Genomic DNA, 16341 nt, shown 5'->3' on the forward strand with positions numbered 1-16341 from the left:
CGGTGGAATAAATAAGGAGATAATTATGAACGAGCAAGCTAACACCACGATTGCTTTTGTCGGGCTTGGAAACATGGGAACTCCTATGGCAAGTAACCTGCTTAAAGCTGGGTTTGCCGTTCGTGTTTATGACCGTGTGCCAGCGCTGATTGAAGCGTTGAAGCAAGAGGGTGCGGTGGGGTGTTCAAGTCTAAGAGATACCGTAGAGAGTGCCAATATCGTCGTAACCATGTTGCCTGCGGGTGAGCATGTTAAAACAGTGTTCCTTGGTACCGAATCTGATGAGGGGGTGCTTGAGCTCATCTCGAACGACACGTTTTTGATTGATTGCTCGACGATTGACCCGGATACGGCGAGAGCAGTCGCAGGCGTTGCCTCTGAAAAAGGCATCGAGTTTGTCGATGCGCCTGTTTCTGGTGGTGTTGCAGGTGCCTCGGCTGGCACGCTGACCTTCATTGTTGGCGGAACGGACTCTGCTTTTAGTAAGGCGAAAGCAATCTTGTCCCATATGGGAAAAAACGTGTTTCACGCTGGGAAAGCGGGCGACGGCCAAATGGCAAAGATATGCAATAACTTATTATTGGGTTCTGTCATGGCAGCGACATGTGAAGCCCTTAATCTTGGTGTGGATAACGATCTCAATCCTGAGGTGTTATCAAATATTATGCTACAGAGTTCTGGAAGAAACTGGGTTTTAGAACTATATAACCCTTGTCCGGGAGTTTTGGAGCACGCGCCAGCGAGCCACCAATATACTCCCGGTTTTATGTGTAAGTTGATGTCAAAGGATTTGGGGCTTGGGTTAGATGCGGCGAAATTGAGCCAATCTTCAGTGCCCATGGGAGCGTTAGCTCACAGTCTCTACGCACTCCATAACCGAAACGGAAATGCGGAGTTAGATTTCTCAAGTCTTTTTGAGTTTTTTAGCAATAAGCAGTAGAAGGGAGAAGTAAATGGAACTTGAACAGAGCGTTATCGCTATTACTGGTGCAGGACAAGGATTAGGTCAAACTATGGCGACAAGCCTAGCTTCGCAGGGAGCGAGCTTGGCACTGCTCGATGTCAATCAAGACGCCTTAACAGAGACAAAAGAACTCTGCGAGGCATTTGGGGTAAAAGCGCAAACTTATCAAGTCGATGTCACGAATGAAGAACAAGTGGAGCAGGTGTTTAGTGACATTGTCACTGAATTTGGTGCTCTTAACGGTCTTGTCAACAATGCCGGCATTCTTCGTGATGGCATGCTCGTCAAAGCAAGGGGTGGCGAAATCACTAAGATGTCTCTAGGTGACTTTAACGCGGTCATTAATGTCAATCTTACTGGTACTTTTCTGTGCGGTCGTGAGGCTGCAGTGAAGATGATTGAGTCAGACTCTCGCGGTGTCATCATCAATATCTCTAGCGTGTCACGAGCGGGTAATATGGGGCAAACCAACTACGCAGCTTCTAAGGCAGCAGTTGCGACCATGTCATCGGTGTGGGGTAAAGAACTGGCTCGTTACGGTATCCGCTCGGTAGCGATTGCACCGGGTGTTGTAGAAACGTCGATGACTGCTTCCATGAAACCAGAAGCGCGTGAGCGCCTAGAGAATATGGTGCCAGTGCGTCGAATGGCTGATCCGTCAGAAATCGCCCATACCGTTCGTTATATTCTTGAAAACGAATATGTGAATGGTCGCGTGATTGAGGTAGACGGTGGGCTAGTTATCTAAATATTTATTGTCAGCGTTATGAGTCATTTGACCTCTACCTGAAAAGGTAGAGGTCTTTATTTTTGTAACCCTTTGCTTTTATGACGATATGTTTGCTTGGCTTATGTCATCGTCTAAAATTGCTTGCTTAATCACATTAAGTAATACAATAGCATTGTAGTATGTTTGTTATCCATCTGGAGACCCTACAACGATAACAAGGACATCTATAATGAAAAAAATCTTACTTGGATTAGCGGCTGCGAGCCTAATGGCGGGCGCAGCACAAGCATCTACTCAAGTGATTACCTCTTCTTCAAATGAGCTGTTACAAGATCCCCAGTTTACTGAGTTTAGAAGCAACAAAGGTAAGAGTGATTTCTGGCGTAAAGAAGCGGATAACAAGAACGGAAAAGGCGATGTTGGTAGCTCAAAAGACACGGCTTTTGATGATGAAGGATCAGTGCGCATTCGCTTTAGAAATGCGACCGATGACTTCTCAGCAACACCGGGTGTGAGTCAAGAAGTCGCTGGTCTGAAACCTAACACTGACTATACACTTTCGTTCTACTACAACGACAAGAAGGGTGATAACTCACCGAGCCAACTACTTGCTGGTGTGCTCGGTGCAAACGGCAAGACACTGAAAGAGAAATCAATTCACGTTACTGATCTTTCTGATAGCCCTAAAGGTGCTGTGAAGAAGTCATTCCGCCAAGCGTTACTTTCGTTTAATTCTGGTGATAATACCAGTGCCGTTATTTATACCAGAATGCGTATCACCGATACATCGGGTATCAATATGGATGGTGATATCGGTAAGCAAACTGAAGTACGTTTGGATGAGTTTGCTTTGAAAGCTCAATAATGCGCTATTAGCTTATATACCGAAAAGCCTCAGCAACCGCTGGGGCTTTCCTTTTGCATACCGCACCCAATGTCTTCAAATAGCTCAAGGGCAGCACAATAAGCTTCTGCAATAATGGTACTTTTACTCAGGTGTTTTCTCTGAACCATATTGGTCAATAGATGAAGTATTTGGATCAGTTTTATCCTTTTGTCATAGTCAAGCGACCAATCAGGCTCCGTGACTAAGGGCTGTCCCTTAAGTGCTCTTTTAAGTGGCAGTCTATAGTCGACAAATGTTTAGCTATGCACTAACGCCAAACAGGCTAAGACCAATATCTTCTCACCGATCGGGCTAGCAGCATCCGTACTACCCAAACTATGTTTAAGTTCGCTTAGATAGCTTTGAGCTGCTTTCTTGCACAGAGGTTGTGGACACTGAGTATGAGTCTCGGCAACCTCATAATTCATGCGCACAGCAATATCGTTAGTTCTTCGCATAACCACTCCTATATTAGTTAACTCGTGGTTATTCCGCTGATCGTTTAATAATGGCGGTAAATCGATTGTCGGACGTAGTAGCAGAGACCAGGGTCCATCCTAGAACGTTCATATAGTTCAGAGCGTCCATTGGAGAGTTAAAAGTCAGAGTTTTACCGCTTTCATCTCTCAATAAATCTTTGTTCCTAATCCCTATCTCCAATTCTTGCCCAAAGTCGACTTCAACTTTCCATTGGGTAAGGCTGAGCAATTTCCCTGAGGCGATGACCATCGCATATTGTTCTGTTTGATTGGTTCTAGATGTAGCCTCTGGTGATTTAGCAGCCAATGCTGTAGAGCACAGGGCAAGTGTTAGTAAAAGGGTTAGAAAAACTCTATGGATGGCTTTCATGGCTACCTCCGGTAATCTTTAGCTCAAAGTAAGCACGTTGTGTGTGATTGAGGCTTAGATTACTAGAGGGCATTTCCATTATTCGGAAATGATTGGGGCGCATTATACGAATTATGGATGCGTATTTTGGGTGTTAGCCTTCGCTGTCACCATCGCGTTTTTTCAAAGACGCGTAGAAGTTAGAGAGAAACTCGATGTCCTCTTTCGGGGCCGCTAACATGAGATCGAGGAACTTTAGCGTACTGGCAGAAAGCGGCAACTGACCACCATGTAATCGTTCTAACTGAGTCATCGGAAACAATTGCAGTAAGCTGACGTCGAGCGCTTTGGCTATTCGGAAAAAGTCCAAAATGGTGAAGTGGCTCTTCGCTTCTCGATCCATTTTCTCATAAAGAGCAGAACGACCAATGTCCGCCTTTTTAGCCAGTCCGTTTTTAGAGAGTCCTTCTTGAACCATGAGAGCTTCGATCCGCTCTATGACCATTTTTCGAAATACCGTCTCTTCAACGCCAAAAAACTCGAATCCTTCAGTTTCTATTTCTGCCATAGCGTTTGTCCGTTTTTCTGGAATTAGTCCCTTAATGGTATCTGAATTTCGGAAACTTGAAATGATAATTTAATAGCCAGACACAGAGACTTGAACGGTCTCAACTGACTAACCAAATAGATGAGGGTAAACACCATGCTAACGACTAAACGCGCAATCCTTGCTACTGCACTTGCACTATCTGGCGCAGCTCAGGCGATTTCTCTTGAGCCAGCTCCAGGCCTGGATGTAAATCAGCCTTACTATGCTCCGCAAGCATTTGTGCAGCAAGAAAGCCTACCTATTGTGGATATTCGCGGCGTAAAGCCGGCAGACTACGCTGAGCTATTTGAAAAGCAGGTAGGCGAAGAAGTGCGACGTGGTATCAAGGAAGCGCAATACGTCTATAAGCTAGCAGGGATAAATGTGGTCGAGTTCGAGAAAAGCTCGATGAAGGTGCTGGAAAACTCACGAAAGTTAAACCCGGAATATTTTGAAATCGTTGAGGCATTGGCAACAGTAGGTGGCATTTCTTTGGAAACCATGTTCACTCTATCGCAGCTAGATGCAGCATTGGCGTCGGCAGCTCAGTCTGCACTAAGTGGATGTACAACCGTAAGTTTTGCTGGTACGGGTGTTGTTGGTCAGGTAAACGATACGCCATCGCTTTCTGGAGGCAACTACTGGGTATTGCAAGCGGATGACTATGTACAAGTGATGGCGTCTGGCTTCTATGGCTCAGGTCAGACGCTAGGTAAAGATATTGGCGTTGTGATTAACTTCCAAGGCACGGATTCTAAGGGTGTTGGGCTAGAAGCAGACAGCGCAATTGAGCTAGGTGCACTTCAAAACTATCTCGTGCGCAATGCTAAGAGTGTTGATGATGCGGAAAAGATCCTCGACCAATACCGCACAGTAGTGGCTTCTCACTTTAACTTTGCTGATAGCACTGGTAACACCGTTGGCGTAGAGATGCTTGATGGTGAGAACTACATAATTAAACGTCCTGCTGGTGTTGGTCATGCAAACCACTCTGAGCGCCCAGGCGTCATGCAAGCTTTCGCAGAATCCGTTGGTTTAGGAGAGAAAAGCAAGCAGCGCACGGTTGCTACCGCCTATACAGAGTGGCGAGCAGAATTCGCACAGCAGTTCATCGACAATACGCCGGAGGGCAATGTTGATGCCGCTAAATATGTCCTGAATACTAAACCCATCGCCCAACTCGCAGCCTATGGTTCTGATTTTATTACGACATTAACAGCGGTGATGGATACAAAATCAGGATGTATGGAAGTAGCGCCAGGCGTGGGAGAGTGGAATGACTTTCAGAAAGTGTGTCTTGAAAAATAATGGGCATCTTAATGGTTAAGTTAATGAGACTTCGCTACTTGCTGGGGATTTTATTTACTGCTCTCGTAGGATGTGATCATACCCCATTAAAGTATCAGGACAATTATGAACTTTGTCAGTCTCTGGCATATGGCTATAGTGAAGAAGTGGTGCAAGAGTTAGAAAGTCGAGGGCGATCAGCCTCAGATAAAGAATGCGGAGATGCCAAACGTCGAAAGCAAGATGAGATAGAGCTAAGGCATTTAATCTGGAGTGCTGAGCATACTATTCGGCATGAGAGCTAAGATTAGCCCTCACTAGTTGATAGAAGAAAAGATAATAGGACAAGGACGTTTGCCTTATGTTGACCGCTACATTCCTCTATAGCTCGGTCCTCCACCACCTTCGGGCGCTGTCCAGTCGATATTCGCTGAAGGGTCTTTAATATCACAGGTTTTACAATGCAAACAGTTAGTTGCGTTTATTTGTAGTTTCCGTTTTCCTTCCACATCAACGATTTCATAGACACCAGCAGGGCAGTAGCGTTGACTCGGCTCATTGTAGAGGGGGATATGTGTATCCAATACCAAAGTAGGATCAGTAAGGTGTAAATGACAGGGTTGGTTTTCTTCATGCTGTGTGCCAGATAAAAACAATGAAGAGGGTTTGTCAAAACTCAAAACGCCATCTGGTTTCTGATAGTTTATGGGCGTTGTACTATCTTTCATTTTGAGCATCATATGGTCCTCAATATTATCAGTCACTTTCCAAGGAATGGGAGTCTTAAATAGTCGAGACCACCAGTTTTGTTCAATTACATTAAGTAGCCCGCCCAATGGTTCACCAAACTTGTGGAGGTTGGCACCAAAGTTTCGCGTCGATGCCAGTTCTTTATATAACCACGAGCTTTCAAACCGTGTTTGATAGTCGGCTTCTTGATGAGCTAGTCCGGCCGAAATTTGTTCAAAGATCGCCTCAGCCGCAATCATTCCTGATTTCATTGCAGTATGGCTACCCTTGATCTTCCCCATATTTAATGTGCCGGCATCGCAGCCAATCAGTAATCCTCCAGGGAATTGTTGTTTAGGCAGTGAACGTATTCCACCTTTGGTAATAGCGCGAGCCCCAAAACACACGCGTTCTCCACCTTGCAAATATTTGGCAATGGCACGGTGATGTTTGAAGCGTTGAAACTCCTCAAATAGATTCAGGTGAGGATTGGAGTAGTTGAGATCAACTATCAAACCTACCGCAACTTGGTTTGATTCCATATGGTATAGAAAGCTGCCACCTGTGGTACCGCTTTCGGACAATGGCCACCCAACTCCATGTAGCACTTTGCCTTTTGAGTAGTGAGGATGATCGTCAGGGAGTTGCCAAAGTTCTTTAAAGCCGAGTGCATAGTGTTGTGGCTGCTTATTTTTGTCTAATGAGAACTTGTTGATGAGCGACTTACCTAGATGTCCGCGGGATCCTTCAGCAAACACAGTGTATTTGGCTAATAAATTGATACCGGGCTCGAATGTTGGCTTTTTCTCTCCTTGTTTATCGAGTCCCATATCCGTGGTTTGCACCCCGATAACGCGTTGCTCAGAGTCATACAACACTTTACTCGCGGCAAAGCCAGGAAAGATCTCTACGCCCAACTGCTCTGCCTGCTGTGCAAGCCAGCTGCAGAGTTTGCCTAGGCTTATCGCGTGATTATCTGATGAGTTTTTTAAAGTACAAGGCACCATTGCGCTAGGAACTTTTAGATGATTTAAATGTGTTGTTAGATAAATAAACTCGTCGTCACAAACAGGATTAGCTATGGGAGCATTCATCTCACGCCAGTCTGGTAGCAGTTCATCTAAAGCTCTGGTTTCGAATAGGGCACCAGAAAGAATATGTGCGCCAACCTCCGACCCTTTCTCAATCACGCACACGGAAAGTGTTTGGTTTTGATCATGAGAAAGCTGAGCTAGCCGAATGGCTGCCGAGAGGCCAGCCGGTCCTGCACCGACAATCACGACATCAAACTCCATTGATTCTCTTTCCATTATGTACACCTTTATTGCCAAACATCGGATTCAAAAATTCCTACGTATAAATATAGTGCAGTTGACGTAAACGTAAACTTTACTAAGCTCAGTTTATGGTCAATCCGAGCCGTTGAACGTCGAATTAGGGAGTGAACATGAAGGTATTAGTGGCGATAAAGCGTGTAATAGACCCTTATGCGAAGATCCGTGTAAAAAGCGATGGAACCGGGGTTGAGACAAGTAATATGAAGATGTCGATGAACCCGTTTTGTGAAATTGCGGTGGAGGAGGCGATTCGATTAAAGGAAGCTGGTGTTGCCGAGGAGGTTATAGTGGTCTCAGTTGGTGATACTAGCGTGCAGGAGACGTTGCGCGGGGCGCTGGCACTCGGAGCGGACCGAGCAATCCATATTGAAGCGATAGAAGAGCTAGAGCCGTTGTCGGTTGCCAAAGTGCTTAAACAAATCTTGGAACGAGAAGAGCCTAAATTAGTTTTACTCGGAAAACAGTCCATCGATACCGATAACAATCAGGTCGCTCAGATGTTGTCTGCGATCACCGACCGTCCTCAGGGTGCTTTCGCATCAAAGCTGGTCGCTTCAGATACACACGTAACTGTAACCAGGGAAGTGGATGGTGGGTTAGAGACCAATCGCCTAGAAATGCCAGCGATCATCAGTACTGACCTTAGGTTAAATGAGCCTCGTTACGCGTCACTTCCTAATATTATGAAAGCTAAGAAAAAGCCGATGGACCTTATCAAGTTAGAAGACCTCGATGTCGATGTGATTAGCCATCAAACAATACTGGAAGTTACACCGCCAGTTGCTAGAAGCGCAGGGGTGATGGTTACCACGGTCGATGAGCTGGTGGATAAGCTTAAAAACAACGCCAATGTGCTTTAGGGAGAGTCTTATGGATACGCGAGTTTTGGTCATTGCCGAGCATGACAATAACAACATTGCTCCAGATACGCTGAAGGCATTAAACGCCGCATCACAGTTAGGTGGAGCCGTCTCAGTATTGGTCATTGGGCATCAATGTTCGAGTGTTACCGATACACTGATTGGCGCTGCTGGAGTAAGTCAGGTTTATCAAATAGACGATGAAAGATACCAAAACCCACTAGCAGAAACGTTAACACCAGCTGTCTTTGGTTTAGCGAAAGACCACAGCCATGTGTTGGCGGCTGCCACGACCTTCGGTAAAAACTTGCTGCCAAGAGTTGCCGCGTTGTTAGACGTCGGGCAAGTATCAGACGTGATCAGTATTGTGTCCCCAAATACATTCATTCGTCCAATCTATGCCGGTAATGCGCTTGCTAAGGTGCAATCGAACGATAGTAAAATCGTGATGACCGTTCGCGGGTCTGCGTTTCAAGCATGTGCGGTGAGTCAAGATTCGGCTCCTGTCGTTAATCTCGATGCGACAGAGACTGTAAATACGACTAGTGAGTTTATTGGTATTGAACAAACGGTGAGCGAAAGACCCGATTTGTCGAGCGCAAACGTTGTAATTTCAGGTGGTCGAGGCCTAGCGAGTAAAGAGAATTTTGCTTTGGTAGAGAGGCTTGCAGATAAACTCGGCGGTGCAATAGGCGCATCGAGAGCGGCAGTGGACGCGGGGTATGTGTCTAATGATCTACAAGTTGGTCAAACAGGGAAGATAGTAGCCCCAGATCTATACATTGCCATTGGAATCTCCGGCGCGATACAGCATATGGCCGGGATGAAAGACTCAAAGGTCATCGTGGCGATTAACAGTGACCCAGATGCGCCAATCTTTGAGGTGGCAGATTATGGTTTGGTCGGAGATTTGTTCGAAATTATGCCTGAACTGATAGATAAAGTTCCTTAAAACAGTGCATAGCTCAATGACTGAATACAGGCTAAGGTTACGACCTTAGCCTTCGTCCTTATCGCTTTCCTTTAGAGTTCTCGCTGCGTAGCGCACTGCAAACACGCACATCAACATCATGATAAACGGAATTGAGGCCAAAGACATTTCGACCCATGAGTACTCAGTAAAGAACTTCGATAACAAAAGGTGCGACACGATATTGAGAAGAGCAATCGCAATTGCGACTACAAGTAGCTTTGATTCTCTATTCAAAACGAACGGCTTCCTACCTATATTAGTATTATTGAATCAGAACCAGCGTCCCGACTTCTGCAAGGGTCGTGACTATATCATAGGGATTGCTTTGGTTTCGTGATGGCCTAATAATTTTAAGTTATTGATACTTGCTGTAGGCATCGACGAAGAGCAACATATCCCAGACCACAAATGGGAACTCAAAGGATACGAAATGTCAGGGATTACCGATTTAGACCAGCTACTAGCCTCCATGGAGCCGAGTTTGGTCGATGAAGAGTATGTCTTTTGCACCTGTAACGGAGCGCTAAGTGAATACACTGAACTCGACATTATAGGGTCTTTTAAAGAGCGAGAAGGACTCACCCTGATACTGCCTTTATCGCAGGCTAGGCAAGCAGACCTTGAGTATGAAGGTGTCTTTAGAATGATCACCTTAAATGTCCACTCTAGCCTCGAAGCCGTCGGTTTAACTGCGGCAGTATCTAACAAGCTTTCCGAGCGAGGTATTAGTGCAAATGTCGTAGCTGCCTATTATCACGACCATATCTTTGTGCAATCTACTAAGGCAGATGAAGCACTTTCAGCGCTGCTGGAGTTTGTGAACTAACGGCGTAAAAGGGAAGAAATACCATGAAGTATGATGAGTTTAATGACTTTTGCAGCTCATTTACGGCGACATCGCATGTAGTCCAATGGGGAGGTGCGCATGTTTGGAAGGTTGGAGGAAAGGTTTTTGCTATCGGAGGATGGAGCAAAGAGGGCAGTGAAGCGTATATCTTCAAGACCTCGGATCTAAACTTCGATTTTCTCAGTGACCATGAGGGATATCGCCCCGCACCGTATTTCGCTAATCGTGGAATGAAATGGATTCAACAAACCGAGACGCAAGGACATCTCGATGAGGAGTTACGATACTATATCGGCGAATCATATCGTATTGTCGCATTGGGATTAAGCAAACGAAAAAGAGCAGAACTCGGGATCGATGTCGAGTAGTGTTCAACCGTTCAAATAAACTGTGCAAATAGAGTGATTCACTCAAATCTATTCTTTAATTCTCCTTTCATATCCGGTGTTCCATTGTTGAAATAGTGAAAGTTATATTCAAAAAACGTAATTTTGATCACTGTATGTAGTCAAACAAAATGTGACATCAGCAAAGACGAGAAAATATCTTTTATAAATCAGGTAAATATAGTGATAGTTATATTTACCTGAATTTTTATTCACGAAATACAATTTAAATACACATTTAGTGATTTTGCTTCAATCGGATTGTGTGTTTATTGTACAATATATGATGCTACTCACGTTAGAAAAAATAGATAATTACAGATGTAAACTTAGTGCCTACCTTATTTTTGGTTGTTTATGTTGTTTGAAATTAAATCTATAAATAAGGAATAGAAATGAAACCTAAGTTAAGCTTGGCTGCGGGATTAATTCTTGCGGGACTAGCCTTTCCCTCTATTAGCACCGCGTCAGAGGTACCGAGAACCACATTTGTGCATCTATTTGAATGGCGCTGGAATGATATTGCGACAGAATGTGAGACTTTCTTAGGCCCTAAAGGTTTTTCAGCTGTGCAAGTATCTCCACCTCAAAAGAGCGTTGATAATCAGGCATGGTGGTCTCGTTATCAGCCAGTAAGCTACTCTTTTGAAGGCAGAAGTGGTAGCCGTCAAGAATTTCAAAGTATGGTAGACCGCTGTAAATCGGTTGGGGTTGATATATACGTTGATGCCGTAATTAACCATATGGCTGCATGGGACCGCAATTTCCCAGAGGTCCCGTTTGGTGGCAATGATTTTCACAATTGTACCGACGATATAAATTATGGTGATCGCTGGTCCATACAGAATTGCGACTTAGTAGGTTTAAATGACTTAAAAACGGAATCTGAATATGTCCGTCAGAAAATAGCGGATTACATGAATGATGCTATAAGTATGGGCGTGACTGGATTTAGGATAGATGCAGCGAAACACATGCCAGCAGGCGATATTGCTGCCATTAAAAGTAAGCTAAATGGAAATCCTTATATATTCCAAGAAGTGATTGGAGCGGGCGGTGAACCAGTTCAGCCCGGTGAATACACCTATATTGGTGATGTGACAGAGTTCAATTTTGCAAGAACGCTCGGGCCTAAGTTTAAGCATGGCGGAATTAAAGATCTGCAAGGTATTGGCAGTTGGGGTGGTTGGCTATCGAGTGATCAGGCGGTGACCTTTGTCACTAACCACGATGAAGAGCGACACAATCCAGGGCAAGTATTGAGTCATCAAGATTTTGGTAATTTATACATGCTAGGAAATGTGTTCACGTTAGCCTATCCGTATGGTTATCCCAAAATTATGTCTGGTTACTACTTCAATAATGATTTTGATGCTGGACCACCTTCAGCAGGTGTCCACTCAGGTAATGCTTGTGGATTCGATGGCGGTAACTGGGTATGCGAACACAAATGGCGAGGTGTTGCCAATATGGTCGCGTTCCGAAATCATACCGCTTCAGAGTGGCGTGTCACCAATTGGTGGGATGATGGGTATAACCAAGTTGCCTTTGGACGAGGAGGGTTAGGCTTCGTAGCGATCAACCGCGATGACAATAAATCCATAGACCAAGGGTTTCAAACCGGAATGCCTTCTGGTGAGTATTGTGATGTGATTGCAGGCAACTTTGATTCTGACACAGGCACCTGTGACGGACCTACTATTTCGGTCGATTCGTCTGGTTACGCTCACTTTACGGTTGCCAAGCATGATGCAGCGGCAATTCACGTAGGAGCAAAAGTGTGTGCAGGGTGTACTGACCCGACGCCAGGACCAACACCAACGCCTGATAGTCCAGTCAATGCGACCGCGATTTGTATCGACAATCGTGCGGGACTAAATAATCCGAACTTGTATTACTGGAATGCAACGCCGGCAGGCAGCATAGCTAACGCGACGTGGCCAGGTGTATCAATGGCGTCGAATGGGGATTACTTCTGTCACGATCTTGGTGTCGTAGTAGACAGTGTTAATGTGATTTTCTCTGATAATGGTGCAAATCAAACTGAGGACTTAATCGCAAGTTCTGGTCAATGTTTCTCAAACGGCAAATGGGACTCACTAGTAGCTTGTGGTTTCACGGTTAATGATGACGGTGGTGATAACGGCGGTCCAGATCCCGTAGTCGGCAGTAAGGTCTGCTATGACAACGCAGAAAATCATTCAGAGCCAACGCTGTATTACTGGAGTGTGGTTGCAGATCAGTCCGTAGCTAATGCAACCTGGCCTGGCGTGATGTTGAAAGAAGAAAATGGTGTGTACTGCCATGATTTTGGTGTGGATGTACAAAGTCTCAACGCGATCTTTAGCAATGCTGGTAACAATAAATCCGCAGACTTAAGCACGTCAGCTCCCGAACTTTGCTTCAAGAATGGTCAATGGCAGTCGCTGGATAACTGTCAAAGTACAGCGGTTGGCGGCGATGAAACCTGGTATTTCCGCGGCACTTCAAACGCTTGGGGCTTAGCTAAGCTGACCTACGATGCTAACTCTGGTCTCTATACAACGCAGCAAAGTTTTAATGGAGAAGAGACGCCTGCACGCTTCAAAATTGATAGTGGCAGCTGGACTGAGGCCTACCCGAGTAGTGACTACGAAGTTGGGGATTACGCGAGCTATAAGATTGACTTCAATAGCGCAACTAAGCAAATCACCATAACCAAACAGTAAGGAACACGAGCATGAGCAAGATTATTTTGACCATGCTCGGCGTGGCGACGGTAACGTCGCCAGTGTCCGCAGAATGGTTCTATCGTGGTACGTCCAATGATTGGGCGGTAGCACAAATGTCTTCAAAAGGGGGCAACATATATGAGATTTGCCAAGTGTTTAGCAGTGGTGATCAATCAGGAGGACCAAGGTTTAAGGTCGACCGAGATGGCAATTGGACAGAGAGTTATCCTACGAGTGACTATACCGTTAGCAACGACCAAACATTAGTTATACAGTTTGATGCCAACAGTAAGCAAGTATCGGTCGAAGCGGCTTCCAGTTGTGAATCAGCATCAGACTCGCGTTTTAGCCAGCTCTATTTTAGAGGTACGGCGAACAATTGGGCTTCAACGCCAATGACACGAGTATCAGAAAGCTTGTGGCGTGTTTCTGTTAACTTTGATGGGCAGTCTAACCAAAGGTTCAAATTCGATGTACTCGGAGACTGGACTCAAAACTATGGTGATAATGATAACGACGGAGTTCTAGACTTCTCAGGTGATGACATTATTACCAGCGTTATTGGTACCTATGATGTTGAGGTTGATGACCAAACACTCGCTTATACTTTGATTCAAACAGGGGACGAAAATCAAGCTCCTGTGGCTCAGATTGACTCTTCCGCTAGCTCGTCAGTCGACGTTGGTACGACGGTAACCTTCTCCGCGGCTAACTCTTATGATCCTGATGGCTCAATTGCGTCTTTCCTGTGGAATACAGGGGAAACGACAGAATCGATCGATGTGACTTTTAATCAAGCGGGACAACAAGAAGTATCCGTTACGGTGGAAGATAATCAGGGACTATCGGCACAAGCGAGCTTGATGATATCAGTCGGAGCAACGAGTACCGACTCATGGTACTTCCGTGGAACCCCAAACAATTGGGCAGCACTTAAAATGACATCTTCTGGTGCGGATTTGTATTGCACAGAGCAAAGCTTTGGCGGAGCGGATCCTAGGTTCAAAGTTGATCACTACGGCGATTGGACCGAAAGCTATCCAGCAGAAGATTACCGTATTGCAAACGCGGGAGACTATGAGATTTGCTTTAATGCGGTCGACAAGAGTTTAGTTGTCACTCAGCAGGGTGGCGCGGATACAACCCCGCCTTCTGTGGTTGCATCTCCAAGTGCGGGCAGCTATGCCGATAGTCAGTCAATAACGCTCAGCGTCAATGACAATCAAGATAGCGCCCCTAAGCTATATTTCACGACAGATGGCTCAGAACCAACTGAGCAAAGCAGCCAATATAACAACCAAGTGTTTACTGCCAATGATATTACTTCTGGCGTTGACTTGGAGATCCGCACGTTGGCTGTTGATGCGTCGGGTAATCGGAAGCTTCAGTCTTTTCAGTACCGTATCGGTGATACAAGTATTGGTGGGGGAGACTTTAGAAGCGAGACGATTTACTTCTTGATGACAGCACGATTCTATGATGGTGATAGCAGTAACAATTACTATAATCGAGACCGTTACAAAGAAGGTGATCCGCAATGGCGTGGTGACTTTAAAGGTTTGATTCAGCAATTGGATTACATTAAAGACCTCGGTTTCACCGCGATTTGGGTGACGCCACCGGTTGAGAACCGCTCGGGTCTCGACTATCACGGTTATCATGCTTATGACTTCTACACGGTTGATCCCAGGTTAGAATCGGAGGGCGGGAGTTATCAAGACTTCATTAATGCGGCCCATGCTAAAGGGCTTAAGGTCATTCAAGATGTGGTAATTAACCATTCAAGCCAATACGGTTTGCGTGGCCATGTTTGGATAGATCATATGCCAATCAAGTACTACGTCCCACAAGGTTCAACTCAAGGTCTGATTGATAACGGCCCGTACCAAGGAAACCTGGGTGACTATTCAACGGTCAAGCGATGTGATGATGATAACCCAGTGGCACCACCGTGGTATCGCGATGCATGTAACTCAGACCCAGAGGGAATCCAGCCCATCGTCGATCCGAAAACAGGAGTAACGCTGCCGCTTGCTGGCTACGACCCCAATCGCTTCTTTGGCATTGATGCTCAAGGGCTAGACCCAGATTGGTATCATCTAGATGGGTTTATGTCAGGTGGTGACTGGGAAAATCCCGAAGCGCTTCAACGCAAGCATATGGCTGGCGATACAATAGATTTAGCCACTGGCAACCAAAACGTTAAAGACTACATCAATGGTGCGATACGTCAGTATCTCGATATGGGCGTTGATGCCATCCGTTTGGATACGGTTAAACATGTCGAACGCGATGAGCTTTTAGAGTATGTGAATAACTGGAAAGCCCACAAACCCGATCTGTTTGTGTTTGGTGAGAACTTGGTGAAGGGCACTGGTTGGGGCTCTGAGATTGCCAACGATAATGCGTCGGCTGTCATCCGTCCTTGGTGGTATACCCGAACAACTCAAGATCCATCGAACCCAAATGGTGGTGGCGACTCTGGTTTCTCGGTACTTGATTTTTCATTGTTCTCCACGTTCCGTGACAATGTCACACGAGGTCACTTTGGTGGTGTAGGGGGCATATTCTCGATGGATTGGGTATATGGCGATGCAACTAAACTCGTCACCTTTTTCCAAAACCATGATGTGGGGCCAGATAATGACTTTAAATACCGATTCGGTGGCGAGGAAGTAAACGCTGCGATGGTTTACAACTTGCTGTGGACCGCTCGCGGTATCCCTACGTTGTACTATGGTGAAGAAATCATGTTCCAAGCGGGTCTTCCACAAGACATTGCGAGTGCAAATGACACCATTGATCAGACCGGTCGTGCTTACTATGGCGAGCACTTAGAAAACGCTGAAGCTACTCAGTCACATCCGCTCTATCAGCATATTAAACGTCTTAATATGATTCGCTCTGCCGTGCCAGCGCTACAAAAGGCTCCGATGAGTGAAGTAAACGAATGGGGTGCTGGTATGAGTTTCGTTCGTGATTTGAGCTCAGAAGGTAGCTATGCAGTCGTTGGATTAGCGGCTGGTGGTAATCAGCAGATCAACGTTAGCAACGTACAGAACGGTACCTATACCGATGCTGTATCGGGTGAAACTAAACAGGTGAGTGGTGGCAGCTTTACATTTAATGTTCCTGCACATTCTGTACGAGTCTGGGTACTAAATGGCGGCGGACAGATCGGTAGTAGCGGTAAATACCTGAAATAATTCACGTG

15 protein-coding genes are annotated in these 16341 nt (G+C 45.6%); 10 read left to right on the forward strand and 5 right to left on the reverse strand.

The window, feature by feature from the left end; all coding sequences use genetic code 11:
* Positions 1 to 25: 25 nt before the first annotated feature.
* The 3 genes from mmsB (at position 26) to LY387_RS23890 (ending at position 2559) form a co-directional block, all read left to right on the forward strand.
* Entirely contained in the window at positions 26 to 940 is a 915-nt protein-coding gene (gene mmsB, locus LY387_RS23880) for a 3-hydroxyisobutyrate dehydrogenase (RefSeq protein ID WP_234496654.1), read from the forward strand.
* 13 nt (positions 941 to 953) lie between these two features.
* Complete coding sequence (locus LY387_RS23885) at positions 954 to 1712, forward strand: SDR family oxidoreductase (RefSeq protein ID WP_042470355.1); 759 nt, start codon at positions 954 to 956, stop codon at positions 1710 to 1712.
* 211 nt (positions 1713 to 1923) lie between these two features.
* The gene (locus tag LY387_RS23890; protein ID WP_234496655.1) at positions 1924 to 2559 is read left to right on the forward strand and encodes a hypothetical protein; all 636 of its coding nucleotides are present in this window, start codon (positions 1924 to 1926) and stop codon (positions 2557 to 2559) included.
* A gap of 278 nt (positions 2560 to 2837) precedes the next feature.
* Here LY387_RS23890 and LY387_RS23895 read toward each other — a convergent pair whose 3' ends face one another.
* From LY387_RS23895 to LY387_RS23905, 3 genes are all read right to left on the reverse strand, one after another.
* Complete coding sequence (locus LY387_RS23895; protein WP_234496656.1) at positions 2838 to 3038, reverse strand: hypothetical protein; 201 nt, start codon at positions 3036 to 3038, stop codon at positions 2838 to 2840.
* A gap of 28 nt (positions 3039 to 3066) precedes the next feature.
* Positions 3067 to 3429 (reverse strand): hypothetical protein, encoded by a 363-nt coding sequence (locus LY387_RS23900; protein WP_234496657.1) that lies wholly within the window; start codon positions 3427 to 3429, stop codon positions 3067 to 3069.
* A gap of 133 nt (positions 3430 to 3562) precedes the next feature.
* Positions 3563 to 3976: a helix-turn-helix domain-containing protein gene (locus tag LY387_RS23905; protein WP_234496658.1), complete on the reverse strand. Its 414-nt coding sequence runs from the start codon at positions 3974 to 3976 to the stop codon at positions 3563 to 3565.
* Between the two features lie 135 nt (positions 3977 to 4111).
* On the opposite strand from LY387_RS23905, the gene LY387_RS23910 reads away from it, so the two are divergent.
* A complete protein-coding gene (locus LY387_RS23910) occupies positions 4112 to 5305 on the forward strand; it encodes a C45 family autoproteolytic acyltransferase/hydolase (RefSeq protein WP_234496659.1) in 1194 nt (397 codons plus the stop codon).
* A gap of 350 nt (positions 5306 to 5655) precedes the next feature.
* On the opposite strand, the gene LY387_RS23915 is transcribed toward LY387_RS23910, so the two are convergent.
* Entirely contained in the window at positions 5656 to 7323 is a 1668-nt protein-coding gene (locus tag LY387_RS23915; protein WP_234496660.1) for an electron transfer flavoprotein-ubiquinone oxidoreductase, read from the reverse strand.
* A 137-nt stretch (positions 7324 to 7460) separates the two neighbouring features.
* On the opposite strand from LY387_RS23915, the gene LY387_RS23920 reads away from it, so the two are divergent.
* Positions 7461 to 8210, forward strand: coding sequence for an electron transfer flavoprotein subunit beta/FixA family protein (locus LY387_RS23920; protein WP_234496661.1), 750 nt, complete (start codon positions 7461 to 7463; stop codon positions 8208 to 8210).
* Between the two features lie 10 nt (positions 8211 to 8220).
* Positions 8221 to 9162, forward strand: coding sequence for an electron transfer flavoprotein subunit alpha/FixB family protein (locus LY387_RS23925; RefSeq protein WP_234496662.1), 942 nt, complete (start codon positions 8221 to 8223; stop codon positions 9160 to 9162).
* A gap of 45 nt (positions 9163 to 9207) precedes the next feature.
* Here LY387_RS23925 and LY387_RS23930 read toward each other — a convergent pair whose 3' ends face one another.
* On the reverse strand, positions 9208 to 9417 hold the full coding sequence (locus LY387_RS23930) for a hypothetical protein (protein ID WP_128650124.1): 210 nt from the start codon (positions 9415 to 9417) through the stop codon (positions 9208 to 9210).
* A gap of 196 nt (positions 9418 to 9613) precedes the next feature.
* On the opposite strand from LY387_RS23930, the gene LY387_RS23935 reads away from it, so the two are divergent.
* The 4 genes from LY387_RS23935 (at position 9614) to LY387_RS23950 (ending at position 16333) form a co-directional block, all read left to right on the forward strand.
* Positions 9614 to 10009, forward strand: coding sequence for an ACT domain-containing protein (locus LY387_RS23935; RefSeq protein WP_234496663.1), 396 nt, complete (start codon positions 9614 to 9616; stop codon positions 10007 to 10009).
* 23 nt (positions 10010 to 10032) lie between these two features.
* Complete coding sequence (locus LY387_RS23940; protein WP_234496664.1) at positions 10033 to 10398, forward strand: MmcQ/YjbR family DNA-binding protein; 366 nt, start codon at positions 10033 to 10035, stop codon at positions 10396 to 10398.
* Positions 10399 to 10811: 413 nt separating this feature from the next.
* Positions 10812 to 13124 (forward strand): starch-binding protein, encoded by a 2313-nt coding sequence (locus LY387_RS23945; RefSeq protein WP_234496665.1) that lies wholly within the window; start codon positions 10812 to 10814, stop codon positions 13122 to 13124.
* An 11-nt stretch (positions 13125 to 13135) separates the two neighbouring features.
* Positions 13136 to 16333, forward strand: coding sequence for an alpha-amylase family glycosyl hydrolase (locus tag LY387_RS23950; protein ID WP_234496666.1), 3198 nt, complete (start codon positions 13136 to 13138; stop codon positions 16331 to 16333).
* Positions 16334 to 16341: the final 8 nt, after the last annotated feature.

This window comes from Vibrio maritimus, assembly GCF_021441885.1.
GTDB lineage: Bacteria > Pseudomonadota > Gammaproteobacteria > Enterobacterales > Vibrionaceae > Vibrio > Vibrio maritimus_B.